General features: G+C 50.8%; 19 protein-coding genes. 5 read left to right on the top strand and 14 right to left on the bottom strand.

Features of this window, described 5'->3' with window-relative positions; all coding sequences use genetic code 11:
* The first annotated feature begins 88 nt into the window (after positions 1-88).
* A complete protein-coding gene (locus ACFMKP_RS15250) occupies positions 89-532 on the top strand; it encodes an NUDIX hydrolase (RefSeq protein WP_110517788.1) in 444 nt (147 codons plus the stop codon).
* Here the strand turns inward: ACFMKP_RS15250 and ACFMKP_RS15245 are convergent.
* The 3 genes from ACFMKP_RS15245 to ACFMKP_RS15235 form a co-directional block, all read right to left on the bottom strand.
* Entirely contained in the window at positions 524-1,144 is a 621-nt protein-coding gene (locus ACFMKP_RS15245) for a hypothetical protein (protein WP_382292803.1), read from the bottom strand. The genes ACFMKP_RS15250 and ACFMKP_RS15245 overlap by 9 nt on opposite strands.
* A 371-nt stretch (positions 1,145-1,515) precedes the next feature.
* Entirely contained in the window at positions 1,516-2,055 is a 540-nt protein-coding gene (locus ACFMKP_RS15240) for a GNAT family N-acetyltransferase (RefSeq protein WP_382292802.1), read from the bottom strand.
* A gap of 297 nt (positions 2,056-2,352) precedes the next feature.
* Positions 2,353-2,886 (bottom strand): GNAT family N-acetyltransferase, encoded by a 534-nt coding sequence (locus tag ACFMKP_RS15235; RefSeq protein WP_382292801.1) that lies wholly within the window; start codon positions 2,884-2,886, stop codon positions 2,353-2,355.
* Between the two features lie 236 nt (positions 2,887-3,122).
* Between ACFMKP_RS15235 and ACFMKP_RS15230 the strand changes: the two genes are divergently transcribed.
* Positions 3,123-4,754 carry a glycosyl hydrolase family 8 gene (locus tag ACFMKP_RS15230; protein WP_382292800.1) on the top strand — a complete coding sequence of 544 codons (1,632 nt, stop codon included), beginning with the start codon at positions 3,123-3,125 and terminating at the stop codon, positions 4,752-4,754.
* A 219-nt stretch (positions 4,755-4,973) separates the two neighbouring features.
* Here ACFMKP_RS15230 and mgrA read toward each other — a convergent pair whose 3' ends face one another.
* Complete coding sequence (gene mgrA, locus ACFMKP_RS15225; protein WP_382292799.1) at positions 4,974-5,966, bottom strand: L-glyceraldehyde 3-phosphate reductase; 993 nt, start codon at positions 5,964-5,966, stop codon at positions 4,974-4,976.
* 169 nt (positions 5,967-6,135) lie between these two features.
* Here mgrA and ACFMKP_RS15220 point away from each other — a divergent pair, with 169 nt between their 5' ends.
* From ACFMKP_RS15220 to ACFMKP_RS15210, 3 genes are read left to right on the top strand one after another with little or no spacing between them, the layout of a single operon-like run.
* Positions 6,136-6,711, top strand: a complete 576-nt coding sequence (locus tag ACFMKP_RS15220; RefSeq protein WP_382292798.1) for a hypothetical protein — start codon at positions 6,136-6,138, stop codon at positions 6,709-6,711.
* A gap of 56 nt (positions 6,712-6,767) precedes the next feature.
* Positions 6,768-7,334, top strand: coding sequence for a TetR/AcrR family transcriptional regulator (locus ACFMKP_RS15215; protein ID WP_382292797.1), 567 nt, complete (start codon positions 6,768-6,770; stop codon positions 7,332-7,334).
* A gap of 44 nt (positions 7,335-7,378) precedes the next feature.
* Positions 7,379-8,734 carry an alpha-amylase family glycosyl hydrolase gene (locus ACFMKP_RS15210; RefSeq protein ID WP_382292796.1) on the top strand — a complete coding sequence of 452 codons (1,356 nt, stop codon included), beginning with the start codon at positions 7,379-7,381 and terminating at the stop codon, positions 8,732-8,734.
* Between the two features lie 327 nt (positions 8,735-9,061).
* Here the strand turns inward: ACFMKP_RS15210 and smpB are convergent, their stop codons facing one another.
* From smpB to ACFMKP_RS15160, 10 genes are all read right to left on the bottom strand, one after another.
* A complete protein-coding gene (gene smpB / locus ACFMKP_RS15205; RefSeq protein ID WP_110513650.1) occupies positions 9,062-9,538 on the bottom strand; it encodes an SsrA-binding protein SmpB in 477 nt (158 codons plus the stop codon).
* Positions 9,539-9,609: 71 nt separating this feature from the next.
* Positions 9,610-9,768: a DUF5679 domain-containing protein gene (locus tag ACFMKP_RS15200; RefSeq protein ID WP_041304264.1), complete on the bottom strand. Its 159-nt coding sequence runs from the start codon at positions 9,766-9,768 to the stop codon at positions 9,610-9,612.
* 86 nt (positions 9,769-9,854) lie between these two features.
* Positions 9,855-10,658, bottom strand: a complete 804-nt coding sequence (gene pyrF, locus ACFMKP_RS15195; RefSeq protein WP_382292795.1) for an orotidine-5'-phosphate decarboxylase — start codon at positions 10,656-10,658, stop codon at positions 9,855-9,857.
* Positions 10,659-10,775: 117 nt separating this feature from the next.
* Positions 10,776-12,506, bottom strand: a complete 1,731-nt coding sequence (locus ACFMKP_RS15190; protein ID WP_382292794.1) for an ATP-binding protein — start codon at positions 12,504-12,506, stop codon at positions 10,776-10,778.
* A 100-nt stretch (positions 12,507-12,606) separates the two neighbouring features.
* On the bottom strand, positions 12,607-13,125 hold the full coding sequence (locus ACFMKP_RS15185; protein WP_204756034.1) for a GNAT family N-acetyltransferase: 519 nt from the start codon (positions 13,123-13,125) through the stop codon (positions 12,607-12,609).
* 70 nt (positions 13,126-13,195) lie between these two features.
* Positions 13,196-14,470, bottom strand: coding sequence for an MFS transporter (locus tag ACFMKP_RS15180; protein WP_382292793.1), 1,275 nt, complete (start codon positions 14,468-14,470; stop codon positions 13,196-13,198).
* Positions 14,457-14,789 (bottom strand): hypothetical protein, encoded by a 333-nt coding sequence (locus ACFMKP_RS15175; RefSeq protein WP_382292792.1) that lies wholly within the window; start codon positions 14,787-14,789, stop codon positions 14,457-14,459. The genes ACFMKP_RS15180 and ACFMKP_RS15175 overlap by 14 nt, the downstream gene beginning before the upstream one ends.
* Positions 14,790-14,800: 11 nt before the next feature.
* Positions 14,801-16,192 (bottom strand): FtsW/RodA/SpoVE family cell cycle protein, encoded by a 1,392-nt coding sequence (locus tag ACFMKP_RS15170; RefSeq protein WP_054533129.1) that lies wholly within the window; start codon positions 16,190-16,192, stop codon positions 14,801-14,803.
* Between the two features lie 46 nt (positions 16,193-16,238).
* A complete protein-coding gene (locus ACFMKP_RS15165) occupies positions 16,239-21,563 on the bottom strand; it encodes a diguanylate cyclase (protein WP_382292791.1) in 5,325 nt (1,774 codons plus the stop codon).
* Positions 21,564-21,737: 174 nt separating this feature from the next.
* Positions 21,738-22,823, bottom strand: a complete 1,086-nt coding sequence (locus ACFMKP_RS15160; protein WP_204756030.1) for an isocitrate/isopropylmalate dehydrogenase family protein — start codon at positions 22,821-22,823, stop codon at positions 21,738-21,740.
* Positions 22,824-22,845: the final 22 nt, after the last annotated feature.

Genomic DNA, 22,845 nt, shown 5'->3' with positions numbered 1-22,845 from the left:
ATACTTGTTCAGCATTCGTAGGAGTGTTGAATTAATGATGCGGGCGGCCCTTGGGCGGCTCGCATCGTGATACCTGATGGAGGCATGAATGAGCCAGAGTCGCAAAAGTCGTATTGCTTATTCAGCCGGTGGTGTTTGCTATCGCTGGATGGATGATGTGCCAGAGGTTGTACTGATTGCGACGCACAACAGCACACGCTGGGGGTTGCCAAAAGGCCATCGTGAAGGCCGCGAGACCTTTGCCCAAGCAGCTCGCCGTGAAATCAACGAAGAAACTGGCTTACGGGGCGAAATCGTCTGCTCGCTTTCGGCAATTCAATATTGGTTTCGGGTTGAGAGCCATTTTGTGCATAAATGGGTTGAGTTTTTTCTATTTCGCTGTACAGGCGGCTATCTTAAACCGCAACTTTCAGAAATCGATGATGCCAAGTGGTTTTTATTGCCCGATGCCCTAGAGCAGATCAGTTTTCCGCGTGAGCGCAGCGTGCTTGAAGTCGTCAATACAATCTGGCGTTCGAATCGCTTAGTCTAGCTTCGGCAAGGGCTTGAGCCACATCACGCTGGGCAATACGCGCCCCATTTTTTGGGCCAATGGCAAGCCAACCACACTCACGGTTGCTAGCCAGATCAGCTGCATCCACAGCATGCTGAGATACCAGCCAACGCAAATGCCATACAGCAAACATAGCCCACGTGGCAATTCCTTGCGCAGGCTGGTAATCAGCCCGTCGGTATGGGGTATGCTCAAAAAGGTAATTGTTGGCAAATAGTTCAGCATCGGCTGGCTAATATTTAATCCAAACAAGGCACAAATCCAGGTTGCCGCCAACCACATTTGGCTGCTCCAGAAGCCAATAAATACAAAATAAATTGCTTGCATCAGGAAATTAGGGTCTTTGATATTGGCACGCAATTGCTCGATCACTGGTAATTGGAAGTTGATTTGGGGCTGACTGATTGGCTGCACTCGGGCCGCAACCGCAACCACTGGCTGAGGCGCTGCTTGCATAAACAACGGCATTGGGGGAAGTCGATCCATCGGCATGGTTGGTGGAGCCGCATACATTGCCTCAAGGTCTACGCCACAATGTAAACAATAACGCAAACTGAGATTAACTGGTTGACCACACTCAAAACATTCCATAGCCCGATCCTTTCGGCAAATCCAATTCCGAGTTTTATGGCAATTGTGCTGAAGTTGATTGGTTGCTGATACTGCTATGACGTATGGTACGCGAGCGATTGTTGCATTGCAAGATCATAATTAGCAGCGTTGTGTTAACTTTTGTGGCTAGCAAGGCAACCGCGAAGTGCGCGAAGGACACGAAGCGCTATTAGGCTATAGGCTTTTGGCTATCGGACAATTTAGGATGCCGCTTGCGTTGTAACCGCCAAGAGCGCGAAGATCGCGAAGGATGTAGTTTTAGCCACGAATTGCACGAATTGCACGAACGGTCATTCCTTTAGCCACAGATTATTTGAATTATGTTTCCAAAAGCCCATAGCCTATAGCCTTCATCCCTCATCCTTTTGCTTGGCTTCCCACTCTGTGCGCAACATGCCCATTTGCAGCACATCGACATACTGGCCATTGTTGAACACATGCTCGCGCAAGCGGCCTTCGTGCACAAAGCCACATTTTTCATAGGCAGCGATTGCGCGGGGATTATTGCTATCGGTCATGAGCCAAATACGGCGATAATTTTGGATGCGGAAAGCCCATCGTAACAGAACCTGAATTGCATCGCTGCCATAGCCTTTGCCAACATAATCGGGGTGATAGACGGCGATACCAAATTCGCTGGTGCGGCTCACTTGATCGGTGTGGTGCAAGCCGATTGAGCCAATCACCACGCCCTCAACTTCAATCACAAACCACAATTTTTCAGTAATCTCAAGGTGTTTTTCGAAGCGTTTTTCGAAGCTGGCCAAGGGCATGGGCGACCACGTGCCATTGCCATGCAGCACGAGTTCAACATTCTTTTCTAGTTCGTACAATGCCTTGCTATCTTCGCGCTCAATCGCACGCAGGGTGACTAATTTACCTTTTAACATGCTTGGTATCCTTATCTATATTGATCCACGAAGATCGCGAAGGAAATCAGGCTATTGGCTGTGGGCTTTCGGAAATAATTGGAATTGACATGATCCAAAGCCAATAGCCAATAGCCATATCTTCTCTGCGCCTCTGCGTTAAAACCCGAGCTACACAGGGGTTGTAACCGCGAAGCGCACGAAGGCTATGTTTTTTGCCACAGATTAGCCCAGATGGGTATGATTATGTTCTTCCTTGCCCAATGCCCATAGCCAAATGATGCTTCCGATAGCCAATGGCCTAGCGCCATTCATCCTTCATCCTTTTTGATTTGCTTCCCACTCGCTGCGCAACATGCCCATTTGAACCAGATCGACAAAGCGGCCATTTTCAAAGACATGCTCGCGCAAGCGGCCTTCATGCACAAAGCCACATTTTTCATAGGCAGCGATTGCGCGGGCGTTGTTGCCACCAGTCGTCAGCCAGATGCGACGATAATTTTGAATGCGGAAGGCCCAGCGTAGCATAACTTGAATCGCATCGCTTCCATAGCCTTTGCCAACATAATCGGGGTGATAGATGCCAATGCCAAATTCGCTACATTGCGCAACCCGATCGCTATGATGCAGGCCAAGCGAGCCAATCACGACCCCATCGACTTCAATAATAAATTGGTTTTTTTCGTCACGTTCAAGATATTTTTCGAAGCGTTTTTCGAAGCTGGCCAAGGGCGTTGGCGACCATGTGCCATCGCCAAAAATCACTAACTCGACGTTTTTCTCTAAGGCATGCAGGGCTTTACTATCTTCACGTTCAATCGCGCGTAGCGTTACTAATTTACCTTTTAACACGGTGGTTGCTCCTTCTAGGCTAAAGCTTGGGCTAGTATAGGCCTGATTATGCAGTCGCCTATCCATCAGAAGATTGATTAAAGCCTCAGGCTTGCTGCCGACAGCCTACTTCCAGTTCGATCAATAATGAGAATAATAAATATTTATTAATAAATCTCTTGACTTTAGTTGCTGGCCTATGCTAGATTGCTTACTAAGTTCATTGGAATAACTTTCCAGCAACTTGGAGGTAGGTAATGAATAACGATAAACGCTCTTTTTTCGGTTCTCGCTTAATGCTACGGGTCATTTTAATTTTGGCCATCTGTGCAGTTGTTGTGCCGCTCTTTACTAGCAAGGCATCGTATGCAGCTGCCACGCCACGGCGGCCTTTTCCTCAGCATACGCAATATGCGAGCGGCACGATTAAGCCGAATCATCGCACCCAAGCCCAACTTGATAGCGATGTTAAAGCCTTTTATGATGTTTGGAAAAGCCGCTATGTAGTGCGAGCTGGCACGAGCAGCGCTGGCAATCCCTACTATCGAATTAGCTTTGGTAGCAGTGCGCCGAATGTAACGGTTTCCGAAGGTCAAGGCTATGGCATGGTGATTATGGCCTTGATGGCGGGCTATGATCCCGAAGCCCAAACGATTTTTGATGGCTTATGGGAATTTTCGCGTACCAATCCAAGCAATATCGATTCGCGCCTGATGGGCTGGCGAATTCCCAGCGATGGCTCTGGCAACGATAGTGCTTTCGATGGCGATGCTGATATTGGCTATGGCCTGATTTTGGCTGATGCTCAGTGGGGCAGTAGTGGTCGCATCAATTATGCCAGCGCTGCCAATACTGTTTTGGCAGGCGTTTTAGAATCGACAATTGGTCCAAGCAGCCGCTTGCCAATGTTGGGCGATTGGGTTTCGCCTAATGGCAGCCCGCATAGCCAATACACGCCACGGCCTTCGGATTTTATGCCCAGTCACTTCCGCGATTATCGCGCTTTTACTGGCAATACCACATGGGATACAGTGCTGAGCAAAACCCAAGGCATTGTTGATAGTATTCAAGCCCAATATAGCCCGAATACTGGCTTGCTGCCCGATTTTGTGGTGCAGGCCAATACCACACCTAAGCCATCGCCTGCCAACTTCTTGGAAAGCGAAAATGATGGCAATTACTTCTACAACTCTGGGCGTGTGCCTTGGCGCTTAGGAGCCGATGCAGTCGTCTTTGGCGATGCAGCGTCGTTGCGCCAAGCCCAAAAAATCTCACGCTGGATCGAGCAATCGACTGGTGGTACGGCAAGTAATATTCGGGCTGGCTATACGCTCAATGGTACGGCATTGCCCGATAGTGGCTATTTCAGCACCTTCTTTGCAGCGCCATTTGGGGTTGCAGCGATGACCGTGCCAAGCAGCCAGCAATGGCTCAATCGGGTGTATGATGCAGTGCGTAGCAATCACCAAGATTATTTTGAAGATACAGTGACCTTGCAATGTTTGCTGCTGATGTCGGGTAACTATTGGTCGCCAAGCCGCACTGGCGTTAGCCCAACCGCTACGCCACGACCCGCGACGGCCACGCCACGCCCAGCCACCGCGACCCCACGGCCAGCCACCGCGACACCTCGTCCAGCAACGGCTACACCTCGTCCAGCGACGGCCACGCCACGCCCAGCAACGGCCACGCCACGCCCAGCCACCGCAACTCCCCAACCTGCAACGGCCACCCCAAGCGGCGTTCCAGCCTGGGATGGCAATATGCGAGCGTATACGGTTGGTCAACGAGTGAGCTACAACGGGCGCATCTATCGCTGTTTGCAATCCCACACTTCGTTATCAACGTGGACTCCTAAGGCTGTGCCAGCTTTGTGGCAAGCTGAATAAGACCCACGAGGCAACTTGAATCGGTGAAAGTTAGCCCCTCGCCTGCTTAGCGGGCGCGGGGCTTTAATACCTAGTTCTTGCCCAATTCGTCGCTAAAAGCTGGTGCTCCCCCTCGCCCGCGTTTTCGTGGGAGAGGGGGCTGGGGGGTGAGGGGACGTTTACTCACCACGCTTTTTTAAACCGACCCTTGTAAGAAGAGGGCTGGAGGGTGAGGGAATCCTACTCAGCCAAAACAGTTTCAATCGTCGTTAATTCCTCATCACTGAAGCTTAACCAAGTCAAGGCGCTAAGTGCATCGTCGATTTGGGCAATTCTGCTGGCTCCAATCAGCACCGAGGTCATGGTTGGGTGGCGCAGCACCCATGCCAAGGCCATTTGGGCGAGAGTTTGGCCGCGGTTTTGGGCCAAATCATTCAATTTGGCAACTTTGGCTAAGGCACTATCGGTAATATGGGCTGGCTTGAGAAACCCGTGAGCTTTGGCGGCCCGCGAATCACCAGGAATGCCCTGCAAATAGCGATCAGTCAACAATCCTTGGGCCAATGGCGAAAAGGCAATACAGCCAATGCCTTGATCGGCCAAGGTTGCCAACAACCCATCCTCAACCCAACGATTAAACATATTGTACGATGGCTGGTGAATCAGGCAGGGCGTGCCTAGTTGGCGCAAAATTGCACTAGCGGCGGCGGTTTGCTCAGCTGAATAATTCGAAAGCCCCACATACAGCGCCTTGCCACTGCGCACAATATGGTCGAGCGCTTGCATGGTTTCTTCAAGCGGCGTTTCTGGGTCTGGGCGATGATGATAGAAAATATCAACATACTCCAAGCCCATGCGCTTCAAGCTTTGGTCGATGCTCGAAACCAAATATTTGCGCGAACCCCAATCGCCATACGGGCCAGCCCACATATAATAACCAGCTTTGGTCGAAATCACGATTTCATCGCGATAGGGTTTGAGATCGTGTTTGAGCATGCGGCCAAAATTCTCTTCAGCCGAGCCTGGCGGCGGCCCATAGTTATTGGCCAAATCAAAATGGGTAATTCCATGATCAAAGGCGTGCAGCACCATCGAGCGCGCATGTTCATACACATCAACGCCACCAAAATTATGCCACAGCCCCAACGCCACCACCGATAATTTTAGACCACTTTTGCCACTGCGATTGTAGCGCATCGTCGCATAGCGGCTCTCTTTTGCTTGATAACTCATCCAAATCAACCTCATTGGTCTGCTGGCATGCAACAGATAGGAAAATCCTTTTCGATTATAGCACGCTGGTTTTAGGCGATTTTGATTGTTGCATCAGCTGCGCATCATTCATTCAGCCCCAAATTCTGCGACGATTACACCATTGGCAACTGTCATTTGGAGAGAATGTATGCGCAACCAACGTTGGTTAATTGGTCTGTTTACAATTGTGTTTGTAGGTTGTAGCAACCCATTGCAAATTGGCATTACGCCAACTGTGATCCCATTTCCGACCGCTACGCCTTTACCAAGCGTGATTCCGTTTCCGACCGCTACGCCCGAACCATCGGTTAAGCCATTATCGCTGGCAACTGCTTCGCCATTCGTGCCAACCGATGTTGTTTTGGCAACCGCAACCCAAGTTGTGCCAACCGAGGTTGCCTTGGCAACCGCAACCCAAATTGTGCCAACGCCAGAATTGCCAACAACGCCCGAGCTGCCAACAATCGATCAACTACCACTTGCCGAATGTCAGCAAGTGGTTCAAGCCAAGGCTACTGACTATGTTTTAATTGAATTTGCCCCTGATCTGGTGCGTTTAAATGCTCTAAGCGAAAACGCCTGGGAGCTGGTTTCTACCGTTACTTCACGCTTTAACAACTCTGGTGGCAACGCCACCTTTGAACTCCTTTGGTCGTGCAAGGTAAGCCTTGATGCTGCCCAACAATGGTCAATTGAGGATGTCTCTTACACCAGCGAATGGTAAGGGCTTGACAACTTCAACGCCTTTCTCTATACTTATCGGTATAGAGAAAGGTCGTTATGGATAATCGAGCTAAACTGCTCGAACAAGCGCTGCATTTATTTGCCCAACGCGGCTACGATGCAATCGGCGTGCAAGAAATTGTTGAGCAAGCAGGGATTACCAAACCAACCCTGTATCACTATTTTGGCAGCAAACGGGGCCTACTAGAGGCATTAATCAACGAGCGGCTTCAACCACTAATTGATCGATTAGCCCAGGCTACGAGCCATGCTAACGATGTGCCCGCCAGTTTGGCAGCAATTTTTCAGCTTTATTTTGATTTTGCTCAAGCCGAGCCATTGCTCTATCGCATGCAATTGGCGATGTGGTTTAGCTTGCCCGATAACGAAGCCTTTCAGATTGTCGCGGTTAGTTCAGCCCAGCAACAGGCCTTGCTCGAAAGTTTTTTCGTGCGTGCAAGCAGCTTTCACGGCAATATGCGCGGTCGCCAACGGGTCTATGCAGCAACCTTGCTCGGCACAATCAATACCTACATCGGCCTGTGCTTAAGTGGTGCTGTTCAGGCAACGCCGCAAATCATCCATCAGGCCGTGCAGCAATTTTCATATGGCATTTATTCCTAATTTTTTAGCTAACGTTCTATACCGATCGGTATATAGGAGGATGTATGCACCCATGGGCCAACGACGCACAAGCCTATCATATCTATCCCTTGGGGCTTTGTGGCGCACCAACCCACAACGATCAAACCAGCACGCCAGTTGCGCGGCTGAATCAACTTCATGGCTGGATTGAGCATCTACAAAGCTTGGGCATCAATCTGCTGTATCTTGGGCCGGTGTTTGAATCAAGCGCCCATGGCTACGATACGATCGATTATTTCAGCGTCGATCGGCGGCTGGGCACGAACTACGATTTGCAGCAGTTAATTGTTGCTTTGCACAACGCTGGCATTCGAGTGCTGCTTGATGGAGTTTTTAACCATGTTGGCCGCAATTTTTGGGCCTTTCGCGATGTGCAAGCCCATGGTCGCGATTCAGCCTATGCCGATTGGTTTGCTGGCTTAGATTTTAGCCAACGTAGCCCTTATGGCGATGGCTTTGGCTATCACGGTTGGCATGGCCACTACGATTTAGTTAAGTTGAATTTGCATAATGATGCTGTGCGGGCATATCTTTTTCAAGCAGTCAGGTTGTGGGTTGAGCAATTTGCGATTGATGGTTTGCGGCTCGATGCTGCTGATCAGATCGAGCATGGCTTTTTGGCCGAACTCGCCCGCCATTGCAAAAACCTACGCAGCGATTTTCTGCTGATTGGCGAGGTTGTGCATGGCGATTATCGTCAATGGGCGAATGCAGGAATGCTCGATAGCGTGACCAATTATGAAGCCTACAAGGGCTTATATTCAAGCTTGAATGATCGTAATTATTTTGAAATTGCTTACAGCCTTAATCGCCAATTTGGCGCTGGTGGTATCTATCGGGCTGCGCCGTTGTATAACTTTGTTGATAATCATGACGTGGATCGAATTGCGAGTACATTACATAATCCTGCGCAGCTGTATCCATTGCATTTGTTGCTCTACACAATGCCTGGGATTCCCTCGCTCTATTATGGCAGCGAATGGGCTTTGCTTGGCCAAAAGACCGCTACGAGCGATCAGGCGTTGCGGCCTGCTTTGCCCCAACCAGATTTGGTGCTTGCGAATCAACCTGATCTGCTACCAGCAATTCGGCGCTTTAACCAGCTGCGCCACGAATATTCAGCGCTGCGTCATGGTGAATATGCTCAATTGTATGTTCAGGCTGAGCAACTGGTGTTTGTGCGCTGGACGAAAGAACAAACGCTGGTGGTGGCCTTGAATGCAGCCAGTACAGCTCAAAGCTGTCAATTTGCAGTGTCATTTGGCGAAGGTAGCCTGCTTGAAGATCGCTTGAATGGAGGTGCAACGCGGGTGCTGCATGGGCAACTTCAGCTGACGCTTGAGCCAACATGGGGCCAAGTTTGGCAGCTAATTAATTGATTAATCCATTCCCGCAGCGGTTAAATGCGTAAGATCCCCTCACCCCAACCCCTCTCCCATCCGATGGGCGAGGGGCTTTTACGGTGGTTTGCGACTGATTCGTTGATCATTTCCAACGAATCCCCTTCGCCTGCATCCAGTGATCGCAGGAACCTTGCTGCAAACGAGGCTTGGTTTCAGTGAAATTGAATTGAAACCTAGAACCTACTCCCCTCGCCCGCGTTCAGTGGGAGAGGGGGCAGGGGGTGAGGGAACTTTAATCAAGTTACTCGTCCCAGCCCCTCGCCCGCGTTTCAGTGGGCGAGGGGGTGAGGGAACTTTAATCAACTACTCGTAACGATTTTTCATGGCGCGATCGATTTGGCGTTTTGCATCGCGATCGGCGATTGAATTACGCTTATCGTAGAGTTTTTTACCTTGAGCAACCCCAAGCTCAACTTTGGCCAAGCGGCCACGCATATAAATTTTGAGTGGCACTAAGGTTAAGCCTTTGGTTGCCAAGGTTTGGTGCAGCTTCAAAATTTGGCGGCGGTGCAAAAGCAGCTTGCGTGGGCGCATTGGCTCATGATTAAACAACTCGCCAGTTTCTGCATAGGGCGCAATATGCGCATCGTAGAGCCAAATTTCGCCATTTTGCACCCGCGCATACGAGCCACGCAATTGAACTTGACCTCGGCGAATCGACTTAATCTCAGTTCCGCGCAAGACAATGCCTGCTTCATAGGTATCTTGAATAAAATAATCATGGCGCGCTTTGCGGTTATCGCCCATGACCTCAATCGAATCTTTACTCTCTTTAGCCACGCTTCGTTCCTCCAAAAAACCAAATTGGGTAGGACAGTCTGCCCTACCCTAGAGCGATCTGTGAAAGTGGGTTATTTCTTTTTTTCGCTGGGCAAAAAGCGCGTCAAGTTGGTGCCACATTCTGGGCATTTGCCCTTGGCTGCGCGTCGCCCGTTTTCCATCTGAATCACTTCAGCATTGTCAACGGTGCGTTTTTGCTTACACTTGACACAGTATGCTTCAACCGTCATCGGTTGTACCTCCTAGCAACTAAGGAACGAATTGAGCGTTACTATATCACGAACAATGCCAGTACACTAGCCAAAAGGCATCCCTACTACGGGTGATTTAAGGCTTGTTTAGGCCCTAAAAAGCTTTGGGCAACCTCGCGGGCCGCCTCACCGAAGCTACTAGTACTGCTAGCATACAAAACTGAGCGCGAAAGGTTGATAATAGCCTGCTCGCCAGCCGCCGCCAGTACTGCCCCAATATCGCCACCTTGGCTGCCAACGCCGGGCACCAACAACGGCAATTCAGGGTAGCGCTGATGAATCGTGGCAATCTCCTTAGGATAGGTTGCGCCAACCACTAGCCCACAGTTGTGGTTGCCATTCCAGCGTTCAGCCACCAGCTCGGCAATTTTCAAAAACAATGGCTCGCCATTCGCCAAGGCCAAATTCTGCACATCGTCGCCGCCAGGGTTCGAGGTGCGACATAAGATAAAACAGGTTTTATCGGTACGTTCCAAAAACGGTTGCAATGAATCATAGCCCATATACGGACTAAGCGTGATCGCATCAACCCCTAGTTCATCGAAGGCGGCGCTGGCATAGGCTTGCGCCGTCGAACCAATATCGCCGCGCTTAGCATCGAGAATAATTGGCAAATGGCTTGGAATGCTGGCGATTGTTTGCTTTAATGCTTGCCAGCCTGCGCTGCCCAAGGCCTCGTAGAAGGCAATATTTGGTTTATAGGCACACACAAGATCGCTGGTTGCTTCGATAATTGCCTGATTGAATTGGACAATTCCGGCTGCGTCACGGGTCAGGTGTTCCGGCAAGCGGGCCAAATCGGGGTCAAGCCCAATACACAGGGTTGAACGATTGTTGGCCGCCGCTGCCCGGAATTTTTGCATAACCATGGGTTTGCTCCCACTAAATTGCTGCCCGTACCTTATGATACTCGGATTTTGCCAAAACTCCGCAACTATTGAGATTAACTCATTCCTGAACCCTGGCGGCTGAACCATCAACCCTTGTTATTGCACCCGGGCTGCTGGAAGCGAGCAATAGAAGGTTGTGCCATGGTGCAATTGCGATTCGACCCACATTTTGCCGCCATGTTGAGCCATAATGGCTGCGCTAATGTACAAGCCCAAACCTGAGCCACTGGCGACCGTCGAGCCTTGGCCACGATAAAAGCGCTCGAAAATATAGCCCAGTTCATGGCTCGGAATGCCCATGCCATGATCGCTGACGCTGAGCACAACTGCTTGTTCTAGCTCGCTTTCGCTGCTAATGCTGGCATTGGTGGGCAATGGCGCTTGATCAGCTGGCATAATGCGCAGCGTAATCGCCCCACCATTTGGCGAATACCGAATCGCATTGATTAATAAATTGGTCAGCACTTGGCGTAAACGCTGTTGATCGGCGGCTAGCTCATAGTGATCAAGGTTGCTTTGCAGGCTAATGCTATGGTTTTGCGATAAGGCTTGGGCTGCTTCAAGCTCATCGGCGGCCAATTGCACCAGATCGACGTTTTGCATAAACAGCCGAAAGGTGCCTTGCTCCAAGCGACTCACATCAACCATATCTTCAATCAATTGCAGCGCTTGCTGGGATTTGGTAGCAATTGTATTGAAGGCCTTTTCGCTATAGCTTTGGTCGCCACGACGGAGCTTGCGCATAGCCAGTTGGGTTGTGCCAATCACTGTCGTTAAGGCATTTTTGAGATCATGGGCCACCGAAGCAATAAAGTTGCTGCGCTCATCCTCGCTGATGCGGCGGCGTTCGGCATGCACAACCTCTTCGAGCAGGTTCTCGTTTTTTAAGGCATAGCCGAGGCGTACTCCGATAAAGTTGAGAAAACTTAGGGCATCATCGTCAAATTGTGAATCTTCAAGGCTGGCGAGCACAATCACGCCCAGCCGCTCGTGGGTATCGTGAATTGGTACAATCAGCACATGTTGCACGCCAAGTTGGGCGAGTTCAGGCCAATTCTCATCAGTTAGCGCTAGGCGTTGAACTTGGCCACTCTGATAGCACTCGTGCAGCAAGGCATTACTGGCTAAGGGAATATGATCCAGCCCTTGCTCGCGAACTTGCAGCGCCAAGGGGGTTTCGCTCATGCCCAAGGTCACAAATTCTTCGGTTTCAGGGCTTGGAATAGAGATCAAGGCCAAATCTGCATTGCCAATTTCACACAATTGCTCGGCGATCGTATGCGCCAAATCGCCCAGCGATGGTTGCTGGCTAATGCCCGAAATTGTGCGCAACAAGGCAATAAATTGTGAGCGCCGTTGATGGCGCAGCCAAAACTGGCCCCGTTCTAAGGCAAGGGCCGCCAAATCGGCCAAAACAGTCATAAAGCGCAACGATTCACGTAATGGCTCGTTAGGCGTTGGCTCGGTAAAAGCCGCCAATGCGCCAACTGTATGCCCGTTTAAGCGAATTGGCGCGCTAATCCAGCCACGAGCCTCTGGTTTGAAGGCAAATTCAAGCGTACGCCACAGCGGCAAGGCCTGAATTGGCTCTAAAGCTACGGCCCGACCCATGGCAACAACCCGGGCTTCGGCACTGGTTGGGGCCAAAACGCGGGTTGGCAAATTGTTACTATTGGCTTTGAGCCAAAGTTGCTCAGCCTCGTATAACACAATATAACTATGCTGCAAATCGAGCAATAATTGACTATTCGTAATGATTAACTGCAAAATATCGTCAAGTTCCCAGCCTGCATCAATTGCCTCGACGACTGAATCAAACTCATTCAACGCACTACTCCTAGCCCACTACCAGCGGCAGGGACAGCAGATTTCAAACATACAGATTATACGGACATAGGCCAAAAAATAAATTAACAATCTACTTGAGTCAGTGGTGATTAAGTTCTCCCTCGCTGATGGTTGGATCAAGATAGATCGTCACGTCGCTTTCGCCATGCGAGGTGTGCATATGATAGGGGAAGCCAGAGCGCCGAATCAGCCGCAGCATAGCGGTATTTTCAGCAAGCACCGAGGCTTTGAGATAGCGCAAGCCACGAACTAGCGCCACTTGAAATAATAAATCGAGCATAAAACTGCCCACGCCATGGCCCTGAAAATCGTCGCGCACCAAGAGCGCAAATTCAGCTTGAATATGGTCTGCACCTGCTAAACGGGCTACAGCCACAATCCGCTCGTGGCCATCTTCATTGAGCAAGGCAATCAGTGCATCTGCATGGTCGTGGTTGAGGGTCGCCAAGCGGGCCGATTCTTCAATCACGCGCTCGATTGGAATATTGATCATAATTGTGGCAAAGCGCAGTTCGAGGGTGCGCGGCGATAAACGCCCATACAATTCGACTAACAATTTGGCATCGTCAGGCGTGATATGGCGAATCGCTAAGTCCACTCCCAACTTGCTTGTCCAACGAACAAGCCCAGTCTGGGGAAATGGCTTTACTGCGGGCATGGTGGGTTCTTCAATTGTGTTGTTTAATCGTAGCATAATCGGCATTGGTTGGTGGGGTACGTGCAGCAATCATGGCTGCCATACCGAGGCAAAGGGCCGAGAATAAAAAGGGTGCTGCTGGCCAACGGCTAAATAAGCTTGCGCCTAAGGGTGCCGCCACGGTCGCGGTTAAGGCTCCTGCAATCCCATAAATTGCCAAGGCCGTTCCACGTTGCTGTGGGATCACACTTTCAGCGAGTAAGGCTTCCAAAGCGGGAACATAGCAGCTCCATGCTAAGGCTTCACAAGCCCATAAAATGGCGGTTATCGCTAGTTGTGGGCTGATGGGAAGTGCTAGGTAAACCAGCATACTTACTCCAAGCCCAAGCGTCGCAGCCCGCCGATAGCCAATTCGATCAGCAACGCGCCCAAAGCGTGCAGGAAAAAGTGCATAAATAATGCCTGGCACAATATAGGCTACAGCGACTGCTGCCACGCTTGCCCCAAAACGATGAGTCAATAACGGCACGGTCATTGGAATCGAGGCACTATACGCCGCGCTAATGCAGCTTTGGGCTAGCAAAAGGTTGCGAATGCTTGGCTGACCTAACACATTGCGCCATGGTGTTTCTATTGTACCGCGTTTTGCCGCAAGCGTATGGGGCCATGAGCGTAAACTGAAGATTCCCGCCAAAACCACGCTGCTGCTAAAGACGCTATACAGCCCATGAAACAGCGCTGTGCGCGGAATTGGGTTGGGCAATTGGCTTACGATGGAATTGAGCCAGCTGAATTGTTGTAATTGCTGGCGCGTCTCCAAATCCCAACCAATAAAGCCAATGCCGGCAATAATTGAGCCGATAATTGTGGCAATCGAGCTGGCCATAGTCAGCCTGCCATAGCCCGAACCGCGTTGGCCAGGGCTGGTTAATTGGGCAATCAGCAAGCTTAAACAGATGGTCGAGCCTGCCCGACCCATCGCCAAAAGTGCTTGGCCAGGTAATAGCCATGTGCTGCTCGGCGCAAAACTCCAAATTGCAAAGCCACTGGCCAAAGCCACCAAACTGATCCGCAACAACAGCCGAATGATCCCACGATCGGCGAGCCAACTCAAGCTCAGTCGGGCTAAAACGCCAAATGCTGCGCCCAAGCCAACCAAATTGCCAATAACTTGTGGCGAACCACCCAAGGCTTGCACATACAAGGGCAACAAAAAATCGCCAACTCCAACGTGCAACGAGATCAACAGTTTGATGATCAATGGCCAGTTTAAGGCTTGAGCCGGCTGCTGATTATGCGTGCTCATCAGGCTCAGACGCGGCGGCTGGCTCATCGGGCTGGAAGGCCCACCAAATTTGCATTGCCAAATACGATGTTGTAATGAGAACCAGCCCGCTGCCGAGTGTAACGCCAATCACCAAGCTCCCAAGTTCTTCGATTGACCATGGGAAAACCCACGCAACCAATAGGGTTAAGCCCAGCATCATGCTCGGAATCACCAGCATTAAGCAGAGTTGCCAAACTGGCCGCAAGCGTTGCCACCAGCGCAAGCCCCCAAAAAAACCAATAATTGCGAGCAGACATGCTGCAATCGCTGCTCCAATGCCAATTACAACCCAATTCACGCTGGCCTCGCTTAGGTTTGCTTCTGAGTTGTTGTGGAAATGCGCAAAAGCAAGCCAACAATCACAAAGTTCATCACAACCGATGAACCACCATAGGAGATAAACGGTAGGGTAATCCCAGTCAAGGGAATAACGCGCAAGTTCCCACCAATAATGATTAATGCTTGGACTGCCAAAATTGTGGTCAGGCCAACCGCCAGCAATTGTTCAAAGCCGCGAAAACGACCTGGAATGGATAAGGCAATGTGATAGCCACGATAAATCATCAGCACATACACAATCAAGATGCCAATTGTCCCCATCAGGCCTAACTCTTCGGCGATTCCAGTATAGGCAAAGTCGGTATGCACCGCTGGCACATAATAGGGCGCGCCCAAGCCCAGCCCGCTGCCAGTAACCCCGCCCGCCGAAAGTGCATATTGGGATTGCACAATCTGATAGCCCAAACGCGCAGCATCTGACCAAGGATCAAGCCAAATCGCCACCCGCTCTTGGACTTTGCCAATGTATTGATACATAACATACGAGCCAATTGCGAATGCGCCAAAACTTGCCCCAACATACCAGCCATTGCCCGTTGCCACATACAACATCGCAATGAAGATGCCGAACAGCAACAAGGCAGCGCCCAAGTCGCTTTGCTTGACAATCAAGGCCATACACAAGGCCCAAATGCCACCCATCGGCACCAGATAGGGCAATGGCGGCAGGGTTATGCGCCCCAATCGATAGCCATGATTAACTACCTCGCGGTGTTCGATCAGATACGAGGCCAAAAACACTACCAAGATAATTTTTAGTAGCTCGGCGGGCTGAAACAAAAAGCCGCCAGGCAAGCGAAACCAAACTTTCACGCCGCTATTGTTGGGATCAACGCCGATGATAAAGGTCAAGACCATTAGGCCAACGCCGAGTAGCATCCACGTCCAGCGGTGATTTTTGAGCCATTCCATCATGCCGGTGCGAAATAGCCGAATAAAGATCCAGCGATCCCAATCGACAAAGACCATAAGCACCAGCAAAATGACCCCAATCGTTACAAACGCCGATTGTTTGGCTGCAACATCGCCATAAATATCTTTATCGAGGGTTGGCGCAACCCGTGCCGTAAACAGCAAGCCCAAGCCAGAAAGCACTGCCACTAAGGGCAGCAAAATTTGGTCGGCATTGGGATTGCGATACGAAAGCCCAGCGCTGACCACCAAATACAGTAGCAGCGGCAACGACGATGGCCATAGCACGCTAAACAACGATTGCAACGAGCCAACATCGGCCTCTAAACGGCGTTGGCCTGTGGCAAACACCATCATGTAGCCAGCGGCAAACAATAGCAGCACGGTTATGAGCAGCTGAACTTCAACTAAGCGCACGCGCCGCAAGTTGCGCAGCATATCACGCACCATATCAGGCCCTCCAAATGCACCAAACTTGAGCTATTGTAGCACAGCCCTAGGCCATCATAACCCGATCGCGTCCGGTTTCTTTGGCAATGTACAGCCCACGATCTGCCCGATCCAGCAGGCTGGCCACTGAGGTATCATCTTTGCTCAACCCAGTCACGCCAATGCTGACGGTTAAGCGAATGCTGGCTTGTTCATGCTGAATCTGATGGCGACCAATTGCTAAGCGTAAACGCTCGGCGATGGTTAATGCTGCTGAGACATCAGTATCTGGCAGCAAAATCGCAAATTCTTCGCCGCCATAGCGCCCAAGCAGATCGGTCGGTCGCAAGTTGGCCCGGCAAAGATCGGCCACCGTGCGCAAGACCAAATCACCAACCGAATGGCCATACGTGTCGTTGACCCGTTTGAAATGATCAACATCGAGCATCATCGCTGCCAGCGGATGATCGCTGCTGCTCGTCAGCACCCATTGGCGTTCGGCCAACTCAAAGAAATGGCGGCGATTATTGACTTGGGTCAGCGAATCGGTAATCGCCAGTCGTTGGACTTGGCCAAATAATTGGGCATTGGCAATCGCCACTGCTGCCTGCGAGGCAAAGGTCATTCCTAACTCAGCTTCGTGCTCGGAAATGGCGTTTGGCTCATCACGATCGATCGCCATAAAGCCAATAATTTCGCCACGCGCTAGCAATGGCAAGCCCAACCACGAGCGCGCTGGATGCTCGCCATAGCCGTTGAAGCGCGAATCTTTGACTATATCGTTAACAATCAACGGCTGACGAGTCGTCGCCAACGCTGTGAACAAGGCATCATCGCTGCTTATGATTTTTGTGCCGCGCATCCAGAGGGTTGGGCTTGGGCTTTCCACGTGCTCAAATTTGAGATAGACATCATCGCAGAGGGCAATGCACGCGCCATAGTAGGGCAACAATGAATTAAGCTGATTCAAGACAAATTTCAAAACATCGGCCAAATCGAGCGTTGCATTTAACACGGTTGAAAGTTGGCGCAAATGTTCAGCCAAGCGGCGTTGCTCGCGTTCAGCCCTGATATGCATTTCAAGCTGGGTTGTGCGCGATTTCTCCAAGCCAAGCGCAATATGGGTGGTTACGGCGCGCAAAATAATCTCATCTTCTTGCGAGAAAAAGCCCCATGCTAGCCGATTATCAAGGTAGACCACGCCCAAAAACTGGCCATCGAGCATCAGCGGTGCTGCCAAAACGCTGCGTAAATTGTGGGCCGTAACGCTCTCGCTGCTGATAATTAAGGCATCATCGGCTCCGCTGACAATGACCGGTTTTTTGGTAATCCGCACGCGTTCAAGCACCGTTCGGCTATAGCCTTGCAAACCCTCGCTCAGCTGATTGCTGGCTGCATCACGCGCCGCTCGTAGTTGTAATTCATCATTTTCGAGCAAAAAGAGAAACGCTCGCTCAGCGCCCAAAATCCGAATCACCGAATCAAGCGCGGTTTGCGCTTGTTCATCGAGATCATAGCTTTGGGCCCAGGCCAAACTCACCGAAAGCAGCGCATCCAAGAGCCGTTGCATACGACTATCATCAGGGCGCAGACCCTCTTCGCTAATAATGCTGGTCGTTGAATTCAGGCGTTCTGGGTCATCAAGTTGGAAGCTTTGGGCCACATGGCGCATCCGCAAGACCCATTGATGATCAAAGGCGATTGTATAGGCGCGGCTGGCTTCGCGTTTGGCGGCGGCCATTTGCTGCTGCATGCCAAACAGATGCGCGCGAATTCGATGGGCCTCGTATAAAATCCACGGTGCATCGTGCAAATGGGCTAATTGTTCTGCTTGGCCTAGAAGGGTTAATGCTTGGGCAAAGTGTCCGTCGAAGCCATGCGCTGCTGCGACAATCACCAAGGCATGGCCACGCAAAATTGGCGTTGTCGCCACAACTAAGGCTTGGCGAGCGGCAATTCGTAGGCGACGCAAGGCAAACCGCTTGCGTTGCTGTAAAAATTGGGCAATCCGAATATAGCCCTGAAGCATATAGACATAACGCGAATGGAAGGGCATAAAGCGCGGGTTATTACGGCGTTGGCGATTAAAATGGCGCAATAATTGATCGTTTTGTTGGCCAGGATCGCCTTGCTCTAGGTTGACAATCATCTGCGAAGCATCGGCCAAATTTTGCCACGCCAACAACCATTGCTGGCGGGCTTTGATTTCGGGCACGGGGTAGCGTTGGGCTTCGGCGGTAAAGCCAAGGCTAATCAGCAGCGGCGCAGCCCATAATTTTAAAAACCAAGTTTGTTCATTATGATGATTATGTTGCTCGAAGCGCTCAAAGGTTTCTTGCACCAATTGCCATGCTTCAAGCACGTGGCCGCGCAAAAAGAGCAAGAGCACGCTATCAGCCACCGCATGGCCATAGGAAAGCGAATCAATTGTAGTGGCATATTGACGTAATGTTGAACGCAATAGGCGTTCAGCCTGCACTTCAGCACCAAGAATATGGCTAATAAAGCCTTCGTACAAACCCACCCGCGCTTGCAAGACAGGATCAAGGCTGGGCGTGTTGGCAATCGTTTTGGCCTTGCTCAAGGCGCGTTTGGCGAGCCGATTTTGGCCAGTCATCGCCCACATACTTGCATAATTGCTCAAAGCTCGCACGCGGGCCGGGCGGCTGCGCCCACGTCGCGCCCACACCAACGAACGCAAAAACAAGCTCACCAGCAACAACATTTGGCTATTGAGATAGGCATACATGCCCACCGTATCGTAAATTTCCAGCAAAATGATGATGCGTTGCTGTTGCAGTTCTGAGCTTGGGCGAATCCATGTGCAGCTGCTGCCAAGCAAACGGCCAAGCGAGCGCCCAATATCGCCAACCAAGCCAGTCAATGTGCGCTCTAAGGCTGGTTCGCCCAAGGCTTGAAAGGCCTGATCAAAATAGCGCCAGATCTCACGCGGCTGTTGTTGCCAAGCATAAATATGGGCAATCGCGACCAGCAATCGTGCGCGCTGATCGGAATCATTGGTTTCTTCAAGGGCTGCTTGCAGGTGGAGCAAGGCGGTTTGGTTTTGGCCTAAGCGTAGGCAAAGTTGGGCAAATTGAGCATGTTGTTGTGGTTGAAAGATCAGTGCTTGACCTTGGGCAATCTGATACGCCTGTTCAAAAAAATGATAGGCCTCATCGTAGGCATATTTTTCGAGCGCGACTTGGCCTGCATTGCTCAAAATGGTAAAGCCACGGGCCAAAAATGCTGGATCGTGGCTTTTGGCGCGGGCATAATGATAGGCCAATTGGTACATGGCCTCAGGCTCAAGCTGCTCGTGATCAAGATTTTTGGCAATTTGGGCGTGCAATTGTTGTTGTTGCTCAGGCGCAATACCTTCCAAAAATACCTGATAGATGTTTTGATGGGCAAAATGATAATGGCCCGAAGCGCTGCGCTCGATCAGATGGCTGCGGCCACCAATGGTCAAGGCTTCGTCAACCTCGCTGGCTTCGCCGTGCCATAGTTCAAGCAGGCTATTGCGCCGAAATTGAAAGCCAAGCACCGCTGCTAGTTCGAGGATGTCTCGCACTTTGGGGCTAAGCTCGTCGATTCTGCCAAGCACCAAGCGCACCACATGCGAGGGCAAGGCTAGTTTGGTCAGGCTTTGATCATCAATCATCCAACAATTATTGACCAGGCGCAACATCCCAGTATCCAACAAGGTTTGGATGTATTCGCGCAAGGCAAATGGGCTGCCAACGCTGCGAGCCACAATCTCGTTAATAATCTGCTGATCGACGCTATAGCCGCCCAAATAGCTTGTAATAAATTGAGTCGCTGCCACATCGCTCAATGGCTGAAGCTCGATCAGCTGAATCGGAATTGGTTGGTTGCTGGTTAGTCGTTCATAAATCTGTTGGCCGTCGAGGCTAGCATTCAAGGAAATAATCACACACAATGGAACTTGTTGAATCCGCCCAATAACTCTGCGCACCACATTAAAACTAGCATCGTCAATGGCTTGTAAATCGTCGATAAACCAGACTGCAGCAGGATGTACGCGCGTCATCCAGAGCAGCAAATCAGCCAGAATCGCATTAAAGCGTTCATAATCAACTGCAATTTCTGGCTGCTTGGTTGGGGGCAAAATTGGCTGCAAATCGGGAAATGTGCGCACCATTAATTCTTGGTAGCCTTGAACTAATTGGCGCAGTTGCTCCTCTGCATGGCGGCGCTGGCTTTCGGGCATTAATTCCAAATAGTGTAAATATTGCTCAAACGGGCTGCGCAACGCGCTATAGGGCAAGGCCGAATCTTTGACGCAGGTTGAGCCAAAGGTCAGGCCGCCCAGCGAGCGGGCACGATGCAAAATCTCACGGCCTAATTGGCTTTTTCCCAAACCCATCGCACCTTTGATGACAATCACGCTGCCATGGCCTTGGCGGGCGCTATTCCAGCCTTGGCGTAGCACTGTCAATTCTGCATCGCGGCCAATCAAATCGTTATCGTATAGCACGCCAGTCCAAAGATCGTCTGCGCCCAGCCGAATTGGCCGCCCAGCAGCCAGCATCAAATTTAAGCTATCAAGTTGATTAATATCCGAGAGCAAACCCTCTGCTGTTTGGTAGCGATCATCAGGATCTTTGGCCAATAAGCGGGCAATAATTTCGGCCAAAGCAGCCGAGACATGGCCTGCCAACGAACGCACATCAGGTGCTGGCACCAAGGCATGTTGGCGCATCAAATCGGCAATATTTGAGGAATTGAAGGGCGGCACGCCAACCAAGCATTCAAACAGCACAGCGCCCAAGGCATACAAATCCGAGCGCGCATCGACCGTGCGTTTGAGGTAGCCGGTTTGTTCGGGCGAGCTATAGCGCAGCGTGCCTAAAACATGAATTTGTTCAGGGTCGAGGCTGTTGTGAATCGCAAAACCAAAATCAATTAATTTAACCTCGCCTGAGGGCTGAATCAACATATTGCGTGGCTGAATATCGCGATGGGTGATACCTTGGCGATGAACGGCGGCCAAGGCACTGGCCAAATCTTTGGCCAAGCGAATGACCATGCTTTCGGGCAATGGCCCAAGCTCCACCAAATCGAGCAGAGTTTGGCCTTGCACCAACTCCATAATGATATACGGCATCTCGTTATAGTGATCAACCTCGATCACTTCGGGCAAGCTGGGATGCCGCACAAGCGCTAAGGCACTGGCCTCGCGGCGAAATGCAGCAGCGGCCATGGTTGGCGATTGGGTTCCATTTAGGCGGGGAATTTTTAGGGCATAGGTTTGGCCATCGCGCACACAGCGATAGACGGTGCTATGCAAGCCCCGTCCGATCTCGCCCAAGATTCGCACCTTGGGAATTGCAGGTAATTCTGATGTTGATGGCCATGTTGATTGTGTCATATGGGTTCGAGAATGCCAAACAGTGGATCACACCATGCCACAGCTACCTACCATTGTTCATTCACATTGGCTGAGATGCAGTGTACCATGAAGCCCAATTAAATGAGGGTTCTTGATTGTTAAGCTGTGGGTAGCTGGCGATCATGCAGGGCATAATCGCCAGCCAAAGCTCACTTAGGCTTGTAATTTTGCGATAATTGCATCGGCCATTTCGGCAGTCCCAACGGCGGTTGGGTCATTGCGATCATCTTTCAAGTCGTAGGTAACATCTTTACCTTCGGCAATGATCGATGCTACCGCAGCATTGAGCCGATCGGCGGCTTCAGTTTCGCCCAAGTGGCGCAACATCAACTCGCCAGAGAGAATCAAGGCCGTTGGATTGACTTTGTTGAGGTTTTTGTATTTTGGTGCTGAGCCGTGGGTGGCTTCAAAGACCGCACCATGTTCGCCGATGTTGCCGCCAGGCGCAACGCCTAAACCGCCAACCATACCAGCGCACAAATCGCTCAAAATATCGCCATACAGGTTTGGCAACACCAGCACATCGTAAAGTTCTGGCTTTTGCACCAACTGCATACACATATTATCGACAATCCGATCGTCGAACTCGATATCAGGATAATCTTTGGCAACTTCGCGGGCCACTTCCAAGAACAGCCCATCGCTGAACTTCATAATATTGGCTTTGTGGACTGCGGTCACTTTTTTGCGATTGTTGCTGCGTGCATAGTCGAAGGCAAAGCGCACAATGCGCTCTGAGCCTGGCACTGACATTGGCTTAATCGAAATCCCGCCTGGCTCTTTGATCAAGGCATTTGGGCGTTTTTGCAACAACCAATTGCGCAATTCGGCAACTTCTTCCGTGCCACGCTCAAACTCAATCCCTGCATAGAGATCTTCGGTATTTTCGCGCACAACCACCAAATCGATGTTTTCGAAGCGTGAGCGCACGCCGGGGTAGGAACGGCATGGCCGCACACAGGCATAAAGGTCGAGTTCTTTGCGAATCGCCACATTGACTGAGCGAAAACCAGTGCCAACGGGGGTGGTAATCGGCGCTTTTAACGCTACTTTGGTTGAACGAATTGATTCGAGCACAGAATCGGGCAATGGAGTGCCTAGTTGCTCCATCACATCGACCCCTGCATCCTGAATATCCCAATCAAAAGCCACGCCTGTAGCTTCTAAGACCCGGCGTGTTGCTTCGGCAAGTTCTGGTCCTGTTCCGTCACCACGAATCAAGGTAACCCGATGAGCCATTGATTGATCCTTTCGATTCAAA

The organism is Herpetosiphon sp. NSE202, from assembly GCF_042688385.1.
GTDB lineage: Bacteria > Chloroflexota > Chloroflexia > Chloroflexales > Herpetosiphonaceae > Herpetosiphon.
The sequence above is the reverse complement of the archived record's forward strand: the minus strand, read 5'-3'. Positions and strand labels throughout refer to the sequence as shown.

Excerpts from the sequence above, each read along its gene's own strand:
- ACFMKP_RS15250 (WP_110517788.1), top strand. The coding sequence starts at position 89 with ATGAGCCAGAGTCGCAAAAGTCGTATTGCTTATTCAGCCGGTGGTGTT.
- ACFMKP_RS15245 (WP_382292803.1), bottom strand. The coding sequence starts at position 1,144 with ATGGAATGTTTTGAGTGTGGTCAACCAGTTAATCTCAGTTTGCGTTAT.
- ACFMKP_RS15240 (WP_382292802.1), bottom strand. The coding sequence starts at position 2,055 with ATGTTAAAAGGTAAATTAGTCACCCTGCGTGCGATTGAGCGCGAAGAT.
- ACFMKP_RS15230 (WP_382292800.1), top strand. The coding sequence starts at position 3,123 with ATGAATAACGATAAACGCTCTTTTTTCGGTTCTCGCTTAATGCTACGG.
- mgrA (WP_382292799.1), bottom strand. The coding sequence starts at position 5,966 with ATGAGTTATCAAGCAAAAGAGAGCCGCTATGCGACGATGCGCTACAAT.
- ACFMKP_RS15220 (WP_382292798.1), top strand. The coding sequence starts at position 6,136 with ATGCGCAACCAACGTTGGTTAATTGGTCTGTTTACAATTGTGTTTGTA.
- ACFMKP_RS15215 (WP_382292797.1), top strand. The coding sequence starts at position 6,768 with ATGGATAATCGAGCTAAACTGCTCGAACAAGCGCTGCATTTATTTGCC.
- ACFMKP_RS15210 (WP_382292796.1), top strand. The coding sequence starts at position 7,379 with ATGCACCCATGGGCCAACGACGCACAAGCCTATCATATCTATCCCTTG.
- ACFMKP_RS15200 (WP_041304264.1), bottom strand. The coding sequence starts at position 9,768 with ATGACGGTTGAAGCATACTGTGTCAAGTGTAAGCAAAAACGCACCGTT.
- pyrF (WP_382292795.1), bottom strand. The coding sequence starts at position 10,658 with ATGGTTATGCAAAAATTCCGGGCAGCGGCGGCCAACAATCGTTCAACC.
- ACFMKP_RS15180 (WP_382292793.1), bottom strand. The coding sequence starts at position 14,470 with ATGAGCACGCATAATCAGCAGCCGGCTCAAGCCTTAAACTGGCCATTG.
- ACFMKP_RS15170 (WP_054533129.1), bottom strand. The coding sequence starts at position 16,192 with ATGGTGCGTGATATGCTGCGCAACTTGCGGCGCGTGCGCTTAGTTGAA.
- ACFMKP_RS15165 (WP_382292791.1), bottom strand. The coding sequence starts at position 21,563 with ATGACACAATCAACATGGCCATCAACATCAGAATTACCTGCAATTCCC.
- ACFMKP_RS15160 (WP_204756030.1), bottom strand. The coding sequence starts at position 22,823 with ATGGCTCATCGGGTTACCTTGATTCGTGGTGACGGAACAGGACCAGAA.